13 protein-coding genes are annotated in these 15,868 nt (G+C 70.6%); 7 read left to right on the top strand and 6 right to left on the bottom strand.

All coding sequences use genetic code 11. From position 1 onward, the window contains the following. Positions 1-353 precede the first annotated feature (353 nt). A complete protein-coding gene (locus V6S85_RS09275; protein WP_334348773.1) occupies positions 354-1,253 on the top strand; it encodes a hypothetical protein in 900 nt (299 codons plus the stop codon). Between the two features lie 3 nt (positions 1,254-1,256). Here V6S85_RS09275 and V6S85_RS09270 read toward each other — a convergent pair whose 3' ends face one another. The 3 genes from V6S85_RS09270 to amaB all read right to left on the bottom strand — a co-directional run bounded on the left by V6S85_RS09270 (position 1,257) and on the right by amaB (position 5,559). Continuing rightward, positions 1,257-2,888: a Na+/H+ antiporter gene (locus tag V6S85_RS09270; protein ID WP_334348772.1), complete on the bottom strand. Its 1,632-nt coding sequence runs from the start codon at positions 2,886-2,888 to the stop codon at positions 1,257-1,259. Positions 2,889-3,008: 120 nt separating this feature from the next. Continuing rightward, entirely contained in the window at positions 3,009-3,923 is a 915-nt protein-coding gene (locus tag V6S85_RS09265) for a hypothetical protein (RefSeq protein WP_116570152.1), read from the bottom strand. A 109-nt stretch (positions 3,924-4,032) separates the two neighbouring features. Beyond that, entirely contained in the window at positions 4,033-5,559 is a 1,527-nt protein-coding gene (gene amaB, locus V6S85_RS09260) for an L-piperidine-6-carboxylate dehydrogenase (protein ID WP_334348771.1), read from the bottom strand. Between the two features lie 138 nt (positions 5,560-5,697). Between amaB and V6S85_RS09255 the strand changes: the two genes are divergently transcribed. The 5 genes from V6S85_RS09255 to V6S85_RS09235 all read left to right on the top strand — a co-directional run bounded on the left by V6S85_RS09255 (position 5,698) and on the right by V6S85_RS09235 (position 9,651). Next, positions 5,698-6,603, top strand: a complete 906-nt coding sequence (locus V6S85_RS09255; RefSeq protein ID WP_334348770.1) for a polyprenyl synthetase family protein — start codon at positions 5,698-5,700, stop codon at positions 6,601-6,603. Further along, positions 6,600-7,553 carry an ABC transporter ATP-binding protein gene (locus V6S85_RS09250; protein ID WP_334348769.1) on the top strand — a complete coding sequence of 318 codons (954 nt, stop codon included), beginning with the start codon at positions 6,600-6,602 and terminating at the stop codon, positions 7,551-7,553. The genes V6S85_RS09255 and V6S85_RS09250 overlap by 4 nt, the downstream gene beginning before the upstream one ends. After that, positions 7,550-8,752, top strand: a complete 1,203-nt coding sequence (locus V6S85_RS09245) for an ABC transporter permease (RefSeq protein WP_116570148.1) — start codon at positions 7,550-7,552, stop codon at positions 8,750-8,752. The genes V6S85_RS09250 and V6S85_RS09245 overlap by 4 nt, the downstream gene beginning before the upstream one ends. An 81-nt stretch (positions 8,753-8,833) precedes the next feature. Beyond that, a complete protein-coding gene (locus V6S85_RS09240; protein ID WP_334348767.1) occupies positions 8,834-9,307 on the top strand; it encodes a sterol desaturase family protein in 474 nt (157 codons plus the stop codon). After that, entirely contained in the window at positions 9,307-9,651 is a 345-nt protein-coding gene (locus tag V6S85_RS09235; protein WP_334348766.1) for a GlpM family protein, read from the top strand. Before V6S85_RS09240 ends, V6S85_RS09235 begins: the two co-directional genes overlap by 1 nt. Positions 9,652-9,898: 247 nt before the next feature. Here the strand turns inward: V6S85_RS09235 and V6S85_RS09230 are convergent, their stop codons facing one another. The 3 genes from V6S85_RS09230 to V6S85_RS09220 form a co-directional block, all read right to left on the bottom strand. Further along, positions 9,899-11,383 carry an amidohydrolase gene (locus V6S85_RS09230; protein WP_334348765.1) on the bottom strand — a complete coding sequence of 495 codons (1,485 nt, stop codon included), beginning with the start codon at positions 11,381-11,383 and terminating at the stop codon, positions 9,899-9,901. Between the two features lie 117 nt (positions 11,384-11,500). Beyond that, positions 11,501-12,526, bottom strand: coding sequence for a FecR family protein (locus V6S85_RS09225; protein WP_334348764.1), 1,026 nt, complete (start codon positions 12,524-12,526; stop codon positions 11,501-11,503). Further along, positions 12,489-13,052, bottom strand: a complete 564-nt coding sequence (locus V6S85_RS09220; RefSeq protein ID WP_101711944.1) for an RNA polymerase sigma factor — start codon at positions 13,050-13,052, stop codon at positions 12,489-12,491. The genes V6S85_RS09225 and V6S85_RS09220 overlap by 38 nt, the downstream gene beginning before the upstream one ends. A gap of 252 nt (positions 13,053-13,304) precedes the next feature. Here V6S85_RS09220 and V6S85_RS09215 point away from each other — a divergent pair, with 252 nt between their 5' ends. Further along, positions 13,305-15,824, top strand: coding sequence for a TonB-dependent receptor domain-containing protein (locus tag V6S85_RS09215; RefSeq protein ID WP_334348763.1), 2,520 nt, complete (start codon positions 13,305-13,307; stop codon positions 15,822-15,824). The last annotated feature ends 44 nt before the right edge of the window (positions 15,825-15,868 follow it).

Here is a 15,868-nt window from a genome sequence, read left to right as displayed (position 1 = left end):
GGCCCTGCACTCGCTGAAGGGCAAGGTCCTCACCAACCCCGCCAAGAAGCACGACAACATTCCGCTTTGACGATGCTGGGCGACTGAGGGGGAAGAGGCTCCCGCCATCCCTAATCCGTAAAATCCCCGCGAAAGCGGGGACCCAGGTGTTTTATCGTCGAGCGCCGTGGGTTTCAGAAAAAGCCTGGGTCCCCGCTTTCGCGGGGATTTTACGGGAGAGGTGTTCGGCCTCAGGAACAACTCCCCCTCTGGGCCACCTCCCCATTCAGGGGGAGACTATACGCCCTCCGATAACATTGATCCGCATCATCGCTTCGTGGTTGTGTAGGGCCTCGACAATTCGGGGGGGGACCATGAAGACGAACCATTGGGCGCGCGGGATGGCCGCGCTCTGCCTGGCCGCCGCGCTGGGGCTCGGCGCCGCGCACGCCCAGACGCCGGCCCAGGCTCCGCCGCTCCAGGACGGGACGGTGACCTTCTCGACGCCCGCCGCCACGCCGGTCCCGTCGCCCGATGGAGCCCTCACGGGCGAGGCCCAGGATCGCGCCGAGGCCGCCGACCTTTCGGCGCTGGAATACGAGACCATCTTCCGCATCCTGTTCGGCGTGCTGGCCATCGCCGTGGTGCTGGAGTCGGCCCTGGCGGTGCTGTTCGGCTGGCGCGTCTTCCAGAACCATTTCAGCAGCCGGGGCCTGCGCACCCCCGTCGCCGTGATCGTCGGCTGGCTGGTGGCCCACGGGCTGAAGTTCGACGTCGTCGCCTCGCTGTACCAGGCCCTTTATGGCGGGCAGGGCGAGGTGTCGCCGCTCGGGGGGCTGGGCGTCTTCATCACCGGCCTCGTCCTGGCCGGCGGCAGCGCCGGGGTGAACAACATCCTCAAGGCCCTGGGCTTCCGGCGCATCGGCCCCGCCGAAGGCGCGACGCCGCGCCCGGCGGCCACCGAGGCCTGGTTCAGCGTCACCTTGCAGCGCAAGGACGCCGTCGGCCCCGTGCAGGTGCTGCTGCTGAGCGACGCCGGCCCGGCCGTGCTGGTCGGCATGATCAGCGGCAAGACGGCCCCGCCGCCCTGGGCGAGCGATTTCGTCTCCAACCAGATGCGCTTTCCGCCGGTGGCCGGCCACGTGCTGGCGCCCGGAACCACCTACACCCTGAGCCTGGCCGGCGCCGACAAGGCCGGCGCTCCGATCCACAAGGACTGGGGCCCGTTCACCCCCGGCGCCGGGGCGATCATCGACGTGTCGCTGACGCTCTGAGCGTCAGATCCGCAGACGCGCCTCGGCCAGGTCGAGTTCGCGCGTCAGCTTGGCCTGGATGGCGCCGTCCACGGCCCGCTGGCGCAGGAGCTTGTGCAGCGCCTGGCGTTCGGCCTGCACGGCGACCAGGCGAACCTCCTTCTCGAAGCCCCGGCCGCGACGGGCGGCCAGCGCCACCTCGCCGGTTTGGGTCAGGCCGTCCAGGCGGTCGCGATAGACGTCGACCACCCGGGCCGAGGCCGTCTGGAAGTCGGCGTCGGCGGCGTGGGGCGAGGACGACTGCATGTGCTCGATGGCATGGACGGCGGCGATGGCCAGGGTCGCCCGGGCCTGTTCGGCCGCTTCAAGGCCCGTCGTCTCGGGCGGCAGTTGCAGGTTCTTCATCAGCAGAGGCAGGGCGATGCTGGAGATCAGCAGCGACAGCACGATCACGCCGGCCGCCAGGAAGATGGCCAGGTCCCGGGCCGGGAAGGCCTCGCCCGTGGCGGTGACCAGCGGCAATGTGAGTACGCCGGCCAGGGTGATGGCGCCCCGCGCGCCGGCGCAGGCCGTGGCGGTGATGATCTTCCAGTCCGGGCTGACCGGATGGTCGCCGCGCCGGCGCGCCCGCAGCAGGGTCAGCTTCAGCGAGCCCCACACCCAGGCGAAGCGCAGCACCCCCAGGCTCAGCGTGATGGCCACGACATAGATCGCCAGCCACCAGGGCTCGTGATGGCCGGTGGAGCGGACGGTCTCGACCGCCCCGGCCAGGATCGAGGGCAACTGCTCGCCCAGCAGCACGAAGATCACGCCGTTGGCGGTGAACTGCAGGGTGTCCCAGACCATGTTGCGACGGACGCGCGTGGCGGCGACGGTCTGGCGGGCGACTTCCGAGAAGCTCATGGCCACGCCGGCGGCGACGGCGGCCAGGATGCCCGAGGCGTGCACCCGCTCGGCCAGCAGGTAGGCGGCGAACGGGATCAGCAGGCTGACCAGGGTCTGGGGGCCGGCGTCCTCGGCGCCGGCGCGGGTCAGCCAGGCGTTGAGGGTGGTGACGACCAGGGTGGTGACCACGCCGATGGCGATACCCGCCAGGGCCACCCAGGCGAAGTTCAGCACCGCCTCGTGCAGCACGAAGCTCCCGGTCAGGGCCGCGGCGATGGCGAAGCGCAGGCAGACCAGGCCCGAGGCGTCGTTCAGCAGCGACTCGCCCTCGAGGATGTGCATCAGCCGCTTGGGGATCGGCACCCGCTGGGCGATGGCCGAGACCGCGATCGGGTCGGTGGGCGAGATCACCGCTGCCAGGGCGAAGGCCACGGCCAGCGGCATGGACGGGATCATCCAGTGGATCAGGAAGCCGACCCCGACCACGGTCAGCACCACCAGCCCCAGCGCCAGCTCGAGGATGATCGGCAAGTCCTTGAAGAACTCGTCCTTGGGAATGCGCCAGCCGTCGAGGAACAGCAGCGGCGGCAGGAACAGCAGGAAGAAGAGGTGCGGGTCGAGCGATACCGGCGTCTTGGTGACCATCGCGATCAGGGCGCCCAGGCCGATCTGCACCAGGGGCGCGGGAACGGCGAGAGGCAGGAACCGGGCGGCCGCGCCGCTCAGGACGACAGCGGCCAGAAGGGCCAGGACGATCTCGACAGTCTGCACGCTCACCTCACGACCATTGAAGTCGCGGTTACCCTAGGGTGATGCGTCCGGCGATGCGACCCATAAAGCCCCCCGCTCGCGGACCGGCCGGAGCGGGGGCAGGAGGGCGTCGAGGTGATGTCAGGCGTCGACCGCCTCGCGGGCCGAGGTCGAGGCGCCCAGGCCGTTGTTGATCGCCGCGGCGTAGTCGGCCGGCGTCGGACCGCCGGTGGGCTCGGTCGAGAAGATGCCGCCGCTGTTCCACAGGAAGCCGCCGGTGATGCCCGAGCCGGCCAACTGCGAGAACACCTGCTGGATGGCGGCTGGGCCTTCGCCCTGCGCGCCTTCGACGGCATAGCCGGGCACGATGAAGGCGTAGGGGTTGGCGACGCCGGTGTTGGGCGTCTGCTGCACGGCTTGCGCCCATTGGGTCGGGTCGTTGCCCGCGCCGCCGGCGTAGCACTGCAGGTTCATCCACTTGACGATCTGCTGGCTGTTGTTCTGGGCGTAGACGTCGGCCAGGCAGCCGGTCCAGAAGTCGGTGGCGGTGTAGGGGCAGTAGGTGGCGTAGAGGCCCAGCGAGCCGACGTCGAGCGTCAGGGTGACGATCATCTTGCGGTCGCTGGAGGTGTAGTCGCCCTCGTAGTCGAAATCGACGCCGGTGATCCCGAACGTCGACTGCAGCACGGCCAGGTTCGTCTTCACCTGTTCGCGCGAGCCCAGCCAGGCGGTGAAGTCGCTGGTGGTGCCCCAGGCGCCGACCGAGACCAGCAGGTCGCGCACGCTGCCGCCGCTCATCAACTGCTTCACCAGGGCTGGATAGTCCGGATTGACGCCGCTCGAGCCGTCGGTGGCGTACTTGATCTGGCCTTTGCTGACGAACAGCGTGTCGTTCAGGTAGAGGTCGCCGCCGTCATGGATATGGATCGACCACAGGATCACGGTGGTGATCCCCTGGTTCAGCTGCTGCGCCTGCGTGGCGTAGGGCACGGGCGGGGTGGGATAGCCGTCCTGGAACAGGCCGTTGCCGTAGATGGCGATGGGATAGGCCGACATGACGTTTGCCTCCGGCTCGGGAATGAGCGGAGCGCACGCTATGAGCGGATGCAATTCCAGGGTGTGATTTTCTTCACTCTCGCAAAAAGTTTATATGGCGCAGCTTGTCCTACAGGTCGAACCGCACGCCCTGGGCAAGCGGCAGGGCGCCGGAATAGTTCACGGTGGCGGTCTGGCGGCGCATGTACTGCTTCCAGGCGTCCGAGCCGCTTTCGCGTCCACCGCCGGTCTCCTTCTCGCCGCCGAACGCCCCTCCGATCTCGGCGCCCGACGGGCCGATATTGACGTTGGCGATGCCGCAGTCGCTGCCCCAGGGGCCCAGGAAGCCTTCAGCCTCGCGCACGTCGTTGGTCATCACGCAGGACGACAGGCCCTGGGGGACGTCGTTCTGCATCGCCACCGCATCGTCGAACTCGGCATAGGGCACGACATAGAGGATGGGCGCGAAGGTCTCGCGGGCCATGCCGGCGGTCGGCGCTGGCAGGCGGGCCAGGGCGGGGCGGACGTAGAACGCCTCGGGCGCCTCCGTCTCGTTCAGCCGCTCGCCGCCGGTGACCGCCGCGCCATCGGCCCGGGCCTGGTCGAGGGCGTGGACGAAGGCCTCGTAGGACGCCCTGTCGACCAGCGGTCCCAGCAACACGCCGTCCTGGCGCGGATCCCCGGCAGGCAGGCGGGCGAAGGCGGCCTCGACGGCGTCGGCGACCTTTTCGACCACGCTCTCGTGCACGATCAGCCGGCGCAGGGACGTGCAGCGCTGGCCGGCCGTGCCGGCGGCCGAGAAGACGATGGCGCGCAGGGCCAGCGACAGGTCGGCGCTGGGGGTGACGATCATGGCGTTGTTGCCGCCCAGTTCCAGGATCGAGCGGCCGAAGCGTTCGGCGACGACGGGGGCCAGGGCCTTGCCCATGCGAGTCGAGCCGGTGGCGCTGACCAGCGGGATGCGCGGGTCGCGGGCCAGGCGCTCGCCGGCGTCGCGGCCGCCCAGCACCACGCTCGACAGGCCCGCCGGAGCCTCGTCGCCGAAGCGGGCCAGCGCGCGGTCCAGCAGGGCCTGGGTGGCCAGGGCCGTCAGCGGCGTCTTCTCCGAGGGCTTCCAGATCACCGGATCGCCGCAGACCAGGGCCAGGCATGCGTTCCACGCCCACACCGCGACCGGGAAGTTGAAGGCGCTGATCACCGCGACAGGGCCCAGCGGATGCCAGGTCTCGCGCATGGCGTGGCCGGGGCGTTCGGACGCGATCGTGAGGCCATGAAGTTGGCGCGACAGGCCGACGGCGAAGTCGCAGATGTCGATCATCTCCTGCACCTCGCCGGCGCCCTCGGAAGCGATCTTGCCGGCCTCCAGCGTCACCAGGGCGGAAAGATCGGCCTTGGCGGACCGCAGTTCCTCGCCCAGCAGGCGGACCAGCTCGCCACGGCGAGGGGCCGGAACGCAGCGCCAGCTTCGGAAGGCGCGGGCGGCGCCAGCGACCTTGGCCTCGATGGCCTTGGCGTCGTCGAAGGCGACATGGGCCAGCGTCGAGCCGTCGATCGGCGTTCGCACGGCGGTCCCGCCGTCGGCGGAAAGGCCGGTGACGCCCAGGCGGGCCAGGATCTCGCGGGCGTGGTCGGCGGGAGAGGGCAGGGGCTTGGACATGTCTCATGGACGCGCCCCGCGCGCGCCGGGTCAAGACCTCCCCGACATCCTGGCAAGCGCCACCCGTTCGGGTTGACGCCGCGACAGGGCGCCTTCAAATGACTGGCTCCTGGAGGGGCGGGGAGCTCGACTCGCGAGATGGACGATCAGGTCGCCTTGCAACAGGGACTGCTGACGCGGATGGAAAGCCTGCGGGCGCGCGTCGACCGCCGCCTGGCCGAACTGGCCCCGGCGCCCGGCACCGCGCCGGACCGCCTGGTCGAGGCCGTGCGCTATTCGCTGCTGGCGCCGGGCAAGCGCTTTCGTCCGATGCTGACCCTGTTGGCCGCCGAGGCCTTCGGCGCGTCGGACGGCGCGGCGCTGGACGCGGCCTGCGCCTTCGAGATGATCCACGCCGCCTCGCTGATCCTCGACGACCTGCCGGCCATGGACGATGCGGGCCTGCGTCGCGGCCTGCCGACCATTCACCGCGCCTTCGACGAGGCCACGGCGATCCTCGCGGGCGTGGGCCTGCTGAACCAGGCCTATGCCGTGATCGCCGCCGACAAGGGCCTTTCGGGCGAGCTGCGGGCCGAGGTCTGCGCCCGCGCGGCCGAGGCCGTGGGCTTCATGGGCCTGGTCGCCGGCCAGGCCCGCGACCTGCTCGACCGCGACCAGTTGCGCGACATGAGCCAGATCGACCGCCTGAACCACGAGAAGACTGGCGTGCTGATCATCGCCGCCGCCCAGGTCGGGGCGCTGATCGGCGGCGCCGACGAGGCGGCCGTCGAGCAGGTGGGCGAGTTCGCCCGCCGGGTGGGCCTGGCCTTCCAGATCCGCGACGACCTGATCGACGCCGAGGGCTCGGTCGAGGCCGCCGGCAAGGACACCGGCAAGGACGCGTCCATGACCACCGCCGTCTCGCGGCTGGGCGTCTCCGGGGCCCGCGCGGCCATGGAAGAGCACCTGGCGGCCGCCGAAAACGCCCTGGCCGCGGCCGGTGGCGGCGGTCTCTTGGGGGCCTATGCCGGACGGCTGTTCGCCGGGCGCAAGGCGGCGGCGTGAATCCAGAGCCTGTTCCGGCGACCCCCATTCTCGTGGCTGAAGGCGTGGTGCGGTCCTATGGCGATCGCCGCGTCCTGAAGGGCGTCGACCTGTCGCTGCACCCGGGCGAGATCTACGCCCTGCTGGGCCACAACGGGGCGGGCAAGACCACCCTGGTGCGGGCCATCTGCGGCCGCCTGCGGCCTGACGCGGGGACCGTGCTTCTGAACGGCGCCGATCCGGCCCGCACGCCCGCCGCCCGCGCGGGGCTGGGCCTCGTGCCGCAGGAGATCGCCCTCTACGCCAACCTTTCGGTGCGCGAGAACATCGAGACCTTCGCGACCCTGGCCGGGGTGCCGCGCGCCAAGGCGCCGGCGGCCGTGCGCCGGGCCATGGAGCTGACCCGCACGCTGGATCGCGCCGATGCGCCGGTGCGCACGTTGTCGGGCGGCTTCCAGCGTCGCGCCAACATCGCCGCCGCCATCGTCCACCAGCCGACCCTGCTGATCCTCGACGAACCCACCGTCGGCGTCGACATCGACGCCCGCGAGGCCGTCGACGCGGTGATCCGCGACCTGCGCGACCTGGGCGTGGCCGTGCTGATCGTCACCCACGACCTGGACCAGGCGGGGGCCCTGGCCGATCGCGTCGGCTTCCTGCGCGACGGATCGATGGTGCTGGAGGGGGAACCCCGCGCCCTGGTGGCCGAGGCCTTCGGCGACCAGATGGAGATCCTGGTCCACCTGGCGGAAGGCCTCGACATGGCCGGCGAGATCCACCTCGCCGCCGAAGGCCTGGAGCCGACCCGCCGTCCTGGCGTCTGGACCCGCCTGGACAGCGGCGGCTACGGCGCGGCGGGGCGACTGGATACGCGCCTGCGCCAGCTGGGCCTGGCCCCGAGCGAGATCCGCGTGCGCCAGCCGTCGCTGGCCAACCTGTTCAGCCTCGTCGCCGAGCGGAAGGCCGCATGAGCGGGCGGCTGGCCATGTCCCTGGCGATGATGCGGGTCATGGCGCTGGAGCTGTGGCGCGACCGCGCGGCCCTGGTCATGACCTTCCTGCTGCCGCCGCTGGTGTTCCTGATCTTCTCGTCGGTGTTCGCCGGAACCTCGGGCGACAACCTGCAACCCAAGTTGGCCGTCGCGGATCTGGCCCGCACCGACGCCTCGCGCCGGGTCGCCGCCGCCCTGCTCAAGAGCCCCGACCTGCGGGCCGAGACCGCCCCTGACGCGGCGACCGTGCGCTCGCGCGTCAAGTCGGGCCAGGTCGACGCGGGTCTCGTGATCCGCGCCGACCCCGCTCAGCCTGGCAAGCCGTTCCTGATCGTCGCCGACCCCTCGCGAGCCGTCGCCGCGCCCCTGGCCCAGGCCCGCACCCAGCAGGCATTGGCCGCCGCCGCGCCGGACGCGGCGCTGCGCCGGTCGATCGACTCCGTCGCGCCGGCCCTGGGCGAGCTGACGCCCGTGCAGTCGGCCCGTATCGAGGCCGCGGCGGAGCAACTGCGGGCCAAGCCCCAGCCCGTGAAGGACGACCTCTTCGACCGCGAGGACATCGCCGGCGCCCGCAAGGGCGGGGCGGTGATCGCCTACTACGCCGGCGCGGTGATGATCCTGTTCGCGCTGTTCTCGGCCATGCAGGGGGCGCTGTCGCTGATGGAGGAGCGCCGCGCCGGCGTCGCCGACCGCCTGCTGGCGGGCGTGGCCGGCATGGGCCCGGTGGTCACCGGCAAGTTCCTGTTCCTGACCGCCCAGGCCTTCGTGCAGGCGGTGATGATCTTCGTGGTGGCGCAGGCCATCTACGGCGTCGAGGCCTTGCAACACTTCGCGCTGTGGCTGCCCACCACGCTGGCGGCCGGCGTCTGCTCGGCCGGTCTGGCCCTGGGCCTCGTCTCGCTGTGCCGCACGCGCGACCAGGCCCAGATGCTGTCGACCTTCGTGATCCTGGTGCTGGCGGCGATCGGCGGCAGCATGGCGCCCCGCTTCCTGATGCCCGCCTGGCTTCAGAGCCTCGGCTGGTTCACGCCCCATGCCTGGGTGATCGACGCCTATCAGGCCGTGCTCTGGCGCGACGCCGGGGTCGCGGCCGTGTATAAGGCCTGGATCGTGCTGGCCGGCGTCGGCGCGGCGGGCCTGGTCCTGGCCCAGCTCCTGTCGCGCGATCCGCAGCGATAGGGCGCGGCATTTGCGCCAGGACAAAGACGGGAGCCGAAGGCCTGTTGCAGTCAGGTCGGCGGCTCTGGAGTTAGAGAAGCGATGGTCACCTTCGGTCTCAAGGTCGCCCTGTTCCTGGCGGCCTTCGCCTTCATGGAAGGCTTCGCCTGGTTCACCCACAAGTACGTCATGCACGGCTTCGGGTGGGTCTGGCACCGCTCGCACCACGAGCCGCGCCACGGCGCCTTCGAGCTGAACGACCTGTTCGCGGTGGTGTTCGCGGCCCCGGCCATCGTCGCCATCTATTTCGGGACCAGCGGTCATCCGTGGCTGCTGCCGATCGGCCTGGGGATCACCGCCTATGGCGCGGTCTATTTCATCTTCCACGACGGCATGGTGCACCAGCGCTTCAAGGTTCCGCTGGGCAAGTCGGCCTACTGGAAGCGCCTGATCCAGGCCCATCGCATCCACCACGCCGTGCACACCAAGGAGGGGGCGGTGTCGTTTGGCTTCCTGCTGGCCCGGCCGGTGCGGGAGCTGAAGGCCAAGCTGAAGGCGCGGGGCGTCCAGGCCTGATGCCGCCGCTGCTTGTCGAAATACTGTGGAAGGGCCTGCTGGGCGGTCTCGTCACCGCCCTGATCGTGCTGGCCTCGAAGAAGGGCGACGTGCTGCCCGGCATCCTGCCGCTGGCCCCGACCTTCGCGATCATCGCCCTGCTGGCCGTCGGCTCCAAGGGCGAGGCCGGCGGCTTCCGCACCGCGTGCCTGGCCGGCGCCAAGACCATTCCGGCCTATCTCGTCTTCCTGGGCGTCTCGTGGCTGCTGGTCGACCGAGTCGACTATCGCCTGGCCATCCTCGGCGGCCTCGTCGCCTGGCTGGTCGCGGCCCTGGCCATCTTCCTGGCGCCGAAGTTCCTGTAGGCGGAGCGGGGAGAGACTGCTCCACCCAGCCCTAAAAAACAGTCGTCATCCCGGAAAGCGCGCAGCGCTTATCCGACCCAGGGGGACTGGGCGCGGCGCTTGAACTCACCGCCGCCAACGCTAGCCGATGCGATGCGGCGGCCCCTGGGCCCCGGCTCTCCGCTTCGCTGCGGCCGGGATGGCGCGCAAAAGAGAGGGGCGGCAAGCAAGCTTGCCGCCCCAACATCATTCGTCGAGCCAGAAGCCCTTACTCCGCGCCGCCCGGCTTGCGGTAGTCGAGCGGCGGCTTCCGGTCGCCGACCATGGCCTTGTACTGGAAGCCGTCGCCGCGGCGGGCGTTCAGCTCGGCCTTGGCGTCGGCGATCAGCTTGGGGTTCATGAACAGCTCGGCGCCGGTGATCGACAGGGTCTTGGCCGCCACGGCCGCGCCCTTGAGGCCGATCGACGAGCCCGCCGCCGCCACGTTCTGCCAGCTGTGGCCGGCCGAGCCCGGCACGAAGGTCGCCGTCGACAGGCCCACGGTCGGGGTCACCCACGAGATGTCCGACACGTCGGTCGAGCCGCCGACGCCGCCCTTGGTGTCGGCCGGGGCGTAGGACTGCACCTTGCCCACCGAGGCCAGGTCGCCGCCGCCTCCGTTCAGGCTCTTGGCCAGGGTCTTGGCGAACTCGGTCTCTTCCGGCGTCCAGGTTATGCCGCCCACGCTGGTCAGGCTGTCATGCATCACCTTGCCCAGCACGTCGTTGGGCAGCAGGTTGTAGACGCCGCCGGTCTGCTCGAACTCGACCGTGGTCTCGGTGGCCATGGCTGCGCCGTCGGCCGCCTTCTTGATGCGGTCCATGACGCTGACCACGATCTTCGGGTCGCTGTTGCGGACGTAGTAATAGACCTCGGCGAAGTCGGGCACGACGTTCGGCGCCTTGCCGCCGTTGGTGATCACGTAGTGGATCCGCGTGCCGTCGGGGATGTGCTCGCGCATGAAGTTGGCGGCGGTGTCCAGCACCTCCACCCCGTCCAGCGCCGAGCGGCCGGCCCACGGCGCGCCCGAGGCGTGCGAGGACTTGCCACGGAAGCGGAACTTGCCGCTGATGTTGGCCATCGAGGTGCCCTGGCGGGCCGAGTTCTCGTTGCCCGGGTGCCAGTGCAGGGTCACGTCGACGTCGTTGAACAGGCCTTCGCGCACCATGTAGACCTTGCCCGAGCCGCCTTCTTCGGCCGGGGTGCCGTAGACGCGGACCTCGCCCTGCACCTTGTTCTGGATCATCCATTCCTTGAGGGCGACCGCGCCGGCCACCGAGGCCGCGCCGAACAGGTTATGGCCGCAGCCGTGGCCGTTGTCGGTCTCCGGACGCGGGGTCTTGGTCGGGGCGGCGGCCTGCGACAGGCCCGGCAGGGCGTCGAACTCGGCCAGGATGGCGATCACCGGGCCCTTGCCCTGCTTGAAGCTGGCGACGAAGGCGGTCGGCTCGTCGGCGACGCCCGCCTTCACCTCGAAGCCGGCGGCCTTCAGCTGATCCTGCAGCACCACCGTGCTCTTGGCCTCGAGGTAGCCCAGCTCGGCGTAGTCCCAGATCTTCAGGGCCGCTTCGTTCATCTGCGGGGTGTAGGCGTCGACGTTCGCCTTCAGCTGGGTCTTCTGCGCGGCGTTCAGCGGCGCGGCGATGGCGCTTGAGGCCATCAGCATGGAAACGCCAACCAGCCCGGCGGCGGCGGTCTTGAGGATCGAAGTCACGAAAAGCCTCCCTGCGAACGGCGCGAACGGCGCCGCTGTCCTAGTCATGACGCAGGGCGGATGCGGTTCCTCAACCGTAGACGATATTTCCCTCTCTCTCAGAGAGAGGGATTTAGCTTACGGCGAAACCAGGACGATCTCGCCGCCTTGGCCGGTCTTCACCTTCGCCGCGCCGTAGGCGCTGAGCGCGTCGACGAAGCCGGAGACTTCGCCGGTCTTGAAGCGGCCGCTCATCGGGGTGGCGGCCACACGCGGCGAGTCGATGCGGATCTTGCGCACCGAATAGCGGTTCAGCTCGCCGACGATCTCGGCCAGCGGCTGGTTGTCGAAGGTGACGCTGCCGTCGCGCCAGCTGGTCAGGGCGGCCACGTCGGCGGCGGCCACGGCCCAGGTCGAGCCGGCCTGCTGCTCCAGGCGCGAGCCCGGCAGCAGGTCGACGCTGTTGTGGGCGGCCGGGTCGGCGACGCGGATCTTGCCTTCCAGCAGGCTGACCGACCACTTGCCCGGATCGATGCGCACGTTGAACGCCGTGCCCAGGGCGGTGACCGTGCGGCCGTCGGCGGTGACCACGAAGGGACGCTGCGGGTTCTTGGCCACCTGGAAGAAGGCTTCGCCGCGATCCAGGGTCAGGGCACGCCGGGCGCCCATCTCGGTGACGCGCAGCACCGAGTCGGTCGACAGGGTGGCGACCGAGCCGTCGGCCAGGGTGATGACCTTCTGTTCGCCGACGCCGGTGCGATAGACGATCTGGGCCGTCTGGGCGGGGGCGATGGCGGGCGCATGATCCGACGGCGCGGTGGCCAGCCACAGGGCCGTGCCGAAGCCGCCGGCGGTGACCAGGGCGGCGACGGCCGCGGCCCAGCGCATCTGCGGGCGGGCGTGGCGACGCTTCTGGTCGGCGGCCAGCTCGGCCTTCAGGCGGGCGCGGGCGGCGAGAATCTCGGGTTCGTCCGATAGGGCGCCCAGGCGGGCCCAGGCGTCCGAGGCCGAGGCGTAGGCGTCCTTGTTGGCCGGGTCGGCCTTCAGCCAGGAATCGAAGTCACGCCGCAGGCCAAGGTCGTTCGGCCGGTTCTGCAGGCGCGCGACCCATTCCGCGGCGTCCGGTTCACCGGAAGAAGCCAGGTTTGGGACGGTGTGGCGCATCGTGTTCCTGCAGGCGGCTCGTCAGGTGCTTGAGAGCCTTGGCGACATGTTTTTCGACCGCGCTGACGGAGAGTCCCAGTTGAGCGGCCGCCGCCTTGTAACTCATGCCTTCAAATCGGACGAGCATGAATGCAGCGCGCGTCCTTAAGGGAAGGTCACCGAGGGCGGCCGCGGCGACGGCGGCCTGCTCCTTGGCTTGCAGGATACGGTCCGGCGACAGCTCGTCCAGGGGGTGGTGGATTTCCTCCAGCTCGCAGTGCGCCTGGCGTTTTCGCACCGTGTCGCGGCGGCGACGGTCCAGCAGGACGTTGGTGGCGGTCTGGAAAATGAAGCTGCCGAGGTTCGACACCTCGCCGCCGTCACGGCGGTTGTGCAGTCGAAGAAGCACTTCCTGCACGAGGTCGTCGACCTCGCCGCCTTCCACTCTTCGGCGGAAGAAAGCCTTCAGGGCCTGCTGGTAGGGCAGGGAAGCATGGGCCAGGCCCTCGCTTCCACGCGCTCCAGCGGCAAGATTCGCCAGCGCCATTCGTCGTCCCCGACACAACGAGTCTTTTTTGTTGCGATCATTCGTCAGCAGCGTGACGGCGCGGTCAACCCACACTCTCGCACTTGCCGTCGGGGCGCCCCGCCTGCCAGATTATCAGGCAGAGTCCTCCGCGCGGTCCCCCTGGCCCGGGCGAGGGGGCCGGATCGCCGGTCAACGGCGACGAGGGGACTGGCTTTGGCGAACGCAGCAGTAAAGGAAGGGGCGCTGCCGCGTACTGGAGCCCCGGGGGTATTGCACACACGTCATCGCCGCTGCGCGCTCGCCGGTTGGCTGGCGCTCGCCGCGTTCGCGACCCCCGTGGTCGCGGCGGCCGCGCCGCGTCGCGTCGACATCGCCGCCGGCACGCCGATGGCCCGCGCCCTGACCGCCTTCTCCGCCCAGACCGACATCGAGATCCTGTTCAATCCGGCCCTGGTGACGGGCCTGCGCGCGCCGCGGGTGCGGGGCCGAATGGAGGCCGACGAGGCTTTGCAGCGCCTTCTGGCCGGCTCGGGCCTGGTCGCGCGCCGTCACGGCGGCCGGCTGCTGATCGAGCGCGGCGCGTCCGAGCGTCCGCCGCCGGCGGCCCTGCCCATCGCGCCCATGGTTTCGGCCGAGGTCGACGCGGTGATGGTCACCGCCCTTCGCCGCGCTACCGCCGAGCAGAACACGCCGCTGTCGATACGGGTGGTCAGCGGCGAGGCGCTGCGGGCCACCGGCGCCGTCACCTTCGAGCGCGCCGCCCAGCGCCTGCCGGGCCTGACCCTGACCAGCACGGGCGTGGGCCGCATGCGCATGACCCTGCGCGGCGTCTACGGCTCGGGCGAGGCGACGACGGCCCTCTACTACAACGACATTCCGGTCTCGGGGCCCAGCGGCACCACGGCCGATCCGGGCGGCTCGTTCCCCGACCTGCTGCTGGTCGATATCGACCGGCTGGAGGTTCTGCGCGGGCCGCAGGGCACGCTCTACGGATCCAGCGCCATGGGCGGGGCCATGAAGGTGGCCTTCAACCGCGCCGACCCGTCGCGCGACCAGATGGGGCTGGAGGTCGAGGGCGGGGTGGTCGGCGGCCGGGCCGGCGGCGCGGTCACCGCCGTCGCCAACAAGGCCTTCGCCGACGATCGCGCGGCCGTGCGCCTGACCGCCTATCGCCGCGACGAGGCGGCCTTCTCCGACAACGCCCGCCTTGGCCTGCAAGGCGTCAACGCGGGCCGCACGGTCGGCGGGCGCTTGGCGGCGGTCTGGCGGCCCAGCGAGGCGATACGTTTCGACCTGCTGCTGGCCGGCCAGGACTCGCGCCTGAACGACACCGGCGCCGGGGCGCCAGGCGAGCCCTCGCACGTCTCGCGCAACTTCGTCCGTACGCCCTTCGACAGCGAGGTCTGGTTCGGCGCGCTGTCGATGGAAAGCCGCCTGCCGGGCGCGCGCTTCTCGGCTTCGTTGGCCCACTACCAGTGGAACAACACCCGCCAGATCGACTACACCGGCACCTTGCAGGCCGAGCGCGGCAGCGCCGCCGGCTGCGCCCGCTGGCTGGCCCTGGGGGCGAGCCTGGCCTGCGACGCCGGCCAGATGGGGGCCTACGCGTCCTACGTCGACAGCCGCACGCCGGGCCTGCTGTACCAGCCCATCGACCTGACCGCCGACGTGCGCGAGGCGCGCCTGACCTCCGACCGCGACGGTCCGCTGCAATGGACGGTCGGCGTCTTTTCCGAGACCCGCAGCGACACCATCGACAGCCAGGTGCGCGTGGCCGACCCCGTCACTGGCCTGCCGATCGACGCGGCGGGCTTCACCGGCCGGCGCATCGTCGACACCCGCCTCGACCAGGTGGCGGTCTATGGCGAGGCGACGCTGGCGGTCGACGACCGCTCCGACATCACCATCGGCGCCCGCCGCTTCTCCTACGACAAGAAGACCGTCGGCGAGGTGCTGGTGGTCAACGTCATCTCCGACACCTCCGGCGGCAATTTCCGCAACCGGGTCGAGGAGGACGGCTGGAGCGTCAAGGGCCTGGCCTCGCGCCGCTTCACCCCGCGCCTGATGGGCTACATGCAGGTCTCGCAGGGCTTTCGGCCCGGCGGCATCAACACCGCGCCCGGCTTGCCGGCGGCCCTGCAGGGCTACGGCTCCGACACGCTGTGGAACCGTGAGCTGGGCCTGAAGTCCCGCTGGCTGGAGGGACGGCTGTCGGCGAACCTGGCGGTCTACAGCATCGACTGGCGCGACATGCAGTATTCGGCGACCAGCGAGAACGGCGCCTTCGCCTTCGTCACCAACCTGGGCCGCGCGCGCATCGACGGGGTCGAGTTCGACGCCACCTGGAGCCGGGGCGGCTCGAAGGTCGGGTTCAACTTCGCCGCCACCGAGGCGGTGCTGACCCAGGACCAGACCACCGGCGCCATGGCGGGCCTGGGGCGCGAGGGCGACCACCTGCCGGCCGTGCCGCGCGTCGCCTTCACCCTGTGGGGCGAGACCCGCCGCGAGTTGGCCGGCGGGGCCTCCCTGGTCCTCAACGGTTCGGCCGCCTATGTCGGCGAGTCCCGCTCGACCTTCGAGTCCGTCAGCCCTGGCGCTGGCCGGGATCTCGGCGGCGTGACCCTGATCGACGGCCGCATGGCGATCGAGGTCGGTCGGCGCTCGGTCGGGGTGTTCGTCGAGAACCTGCTCGACTCCGACGCGCCGCTGTTCATCACCGCCGGCCGGCTGCCGCAGTCTTTCTCGCCCCAGCCGCGCCGCGTGGGGCTCAGCATCCGCTTCGCTTACTGAGTGAGCTTTTCGCCTTTTGGGCGAGTTCGTGTTAACCTTCCGCC

It is taken from the genome of Caulobacter sp. CCNWLW153, assembly GCF_036889365.1.
Lineage (GTDB): Bacteria > Pseudomonadota > Alphaproteobacteria > Caulobacterales > Caulobacteraceae > Caulobacter > Caulobacter radicis.
The sequence above is the reverse complement of the archived record's forward strand: the minus strand, read 5'-3'. Positions and strand labels throughout refer to the sequence as shown.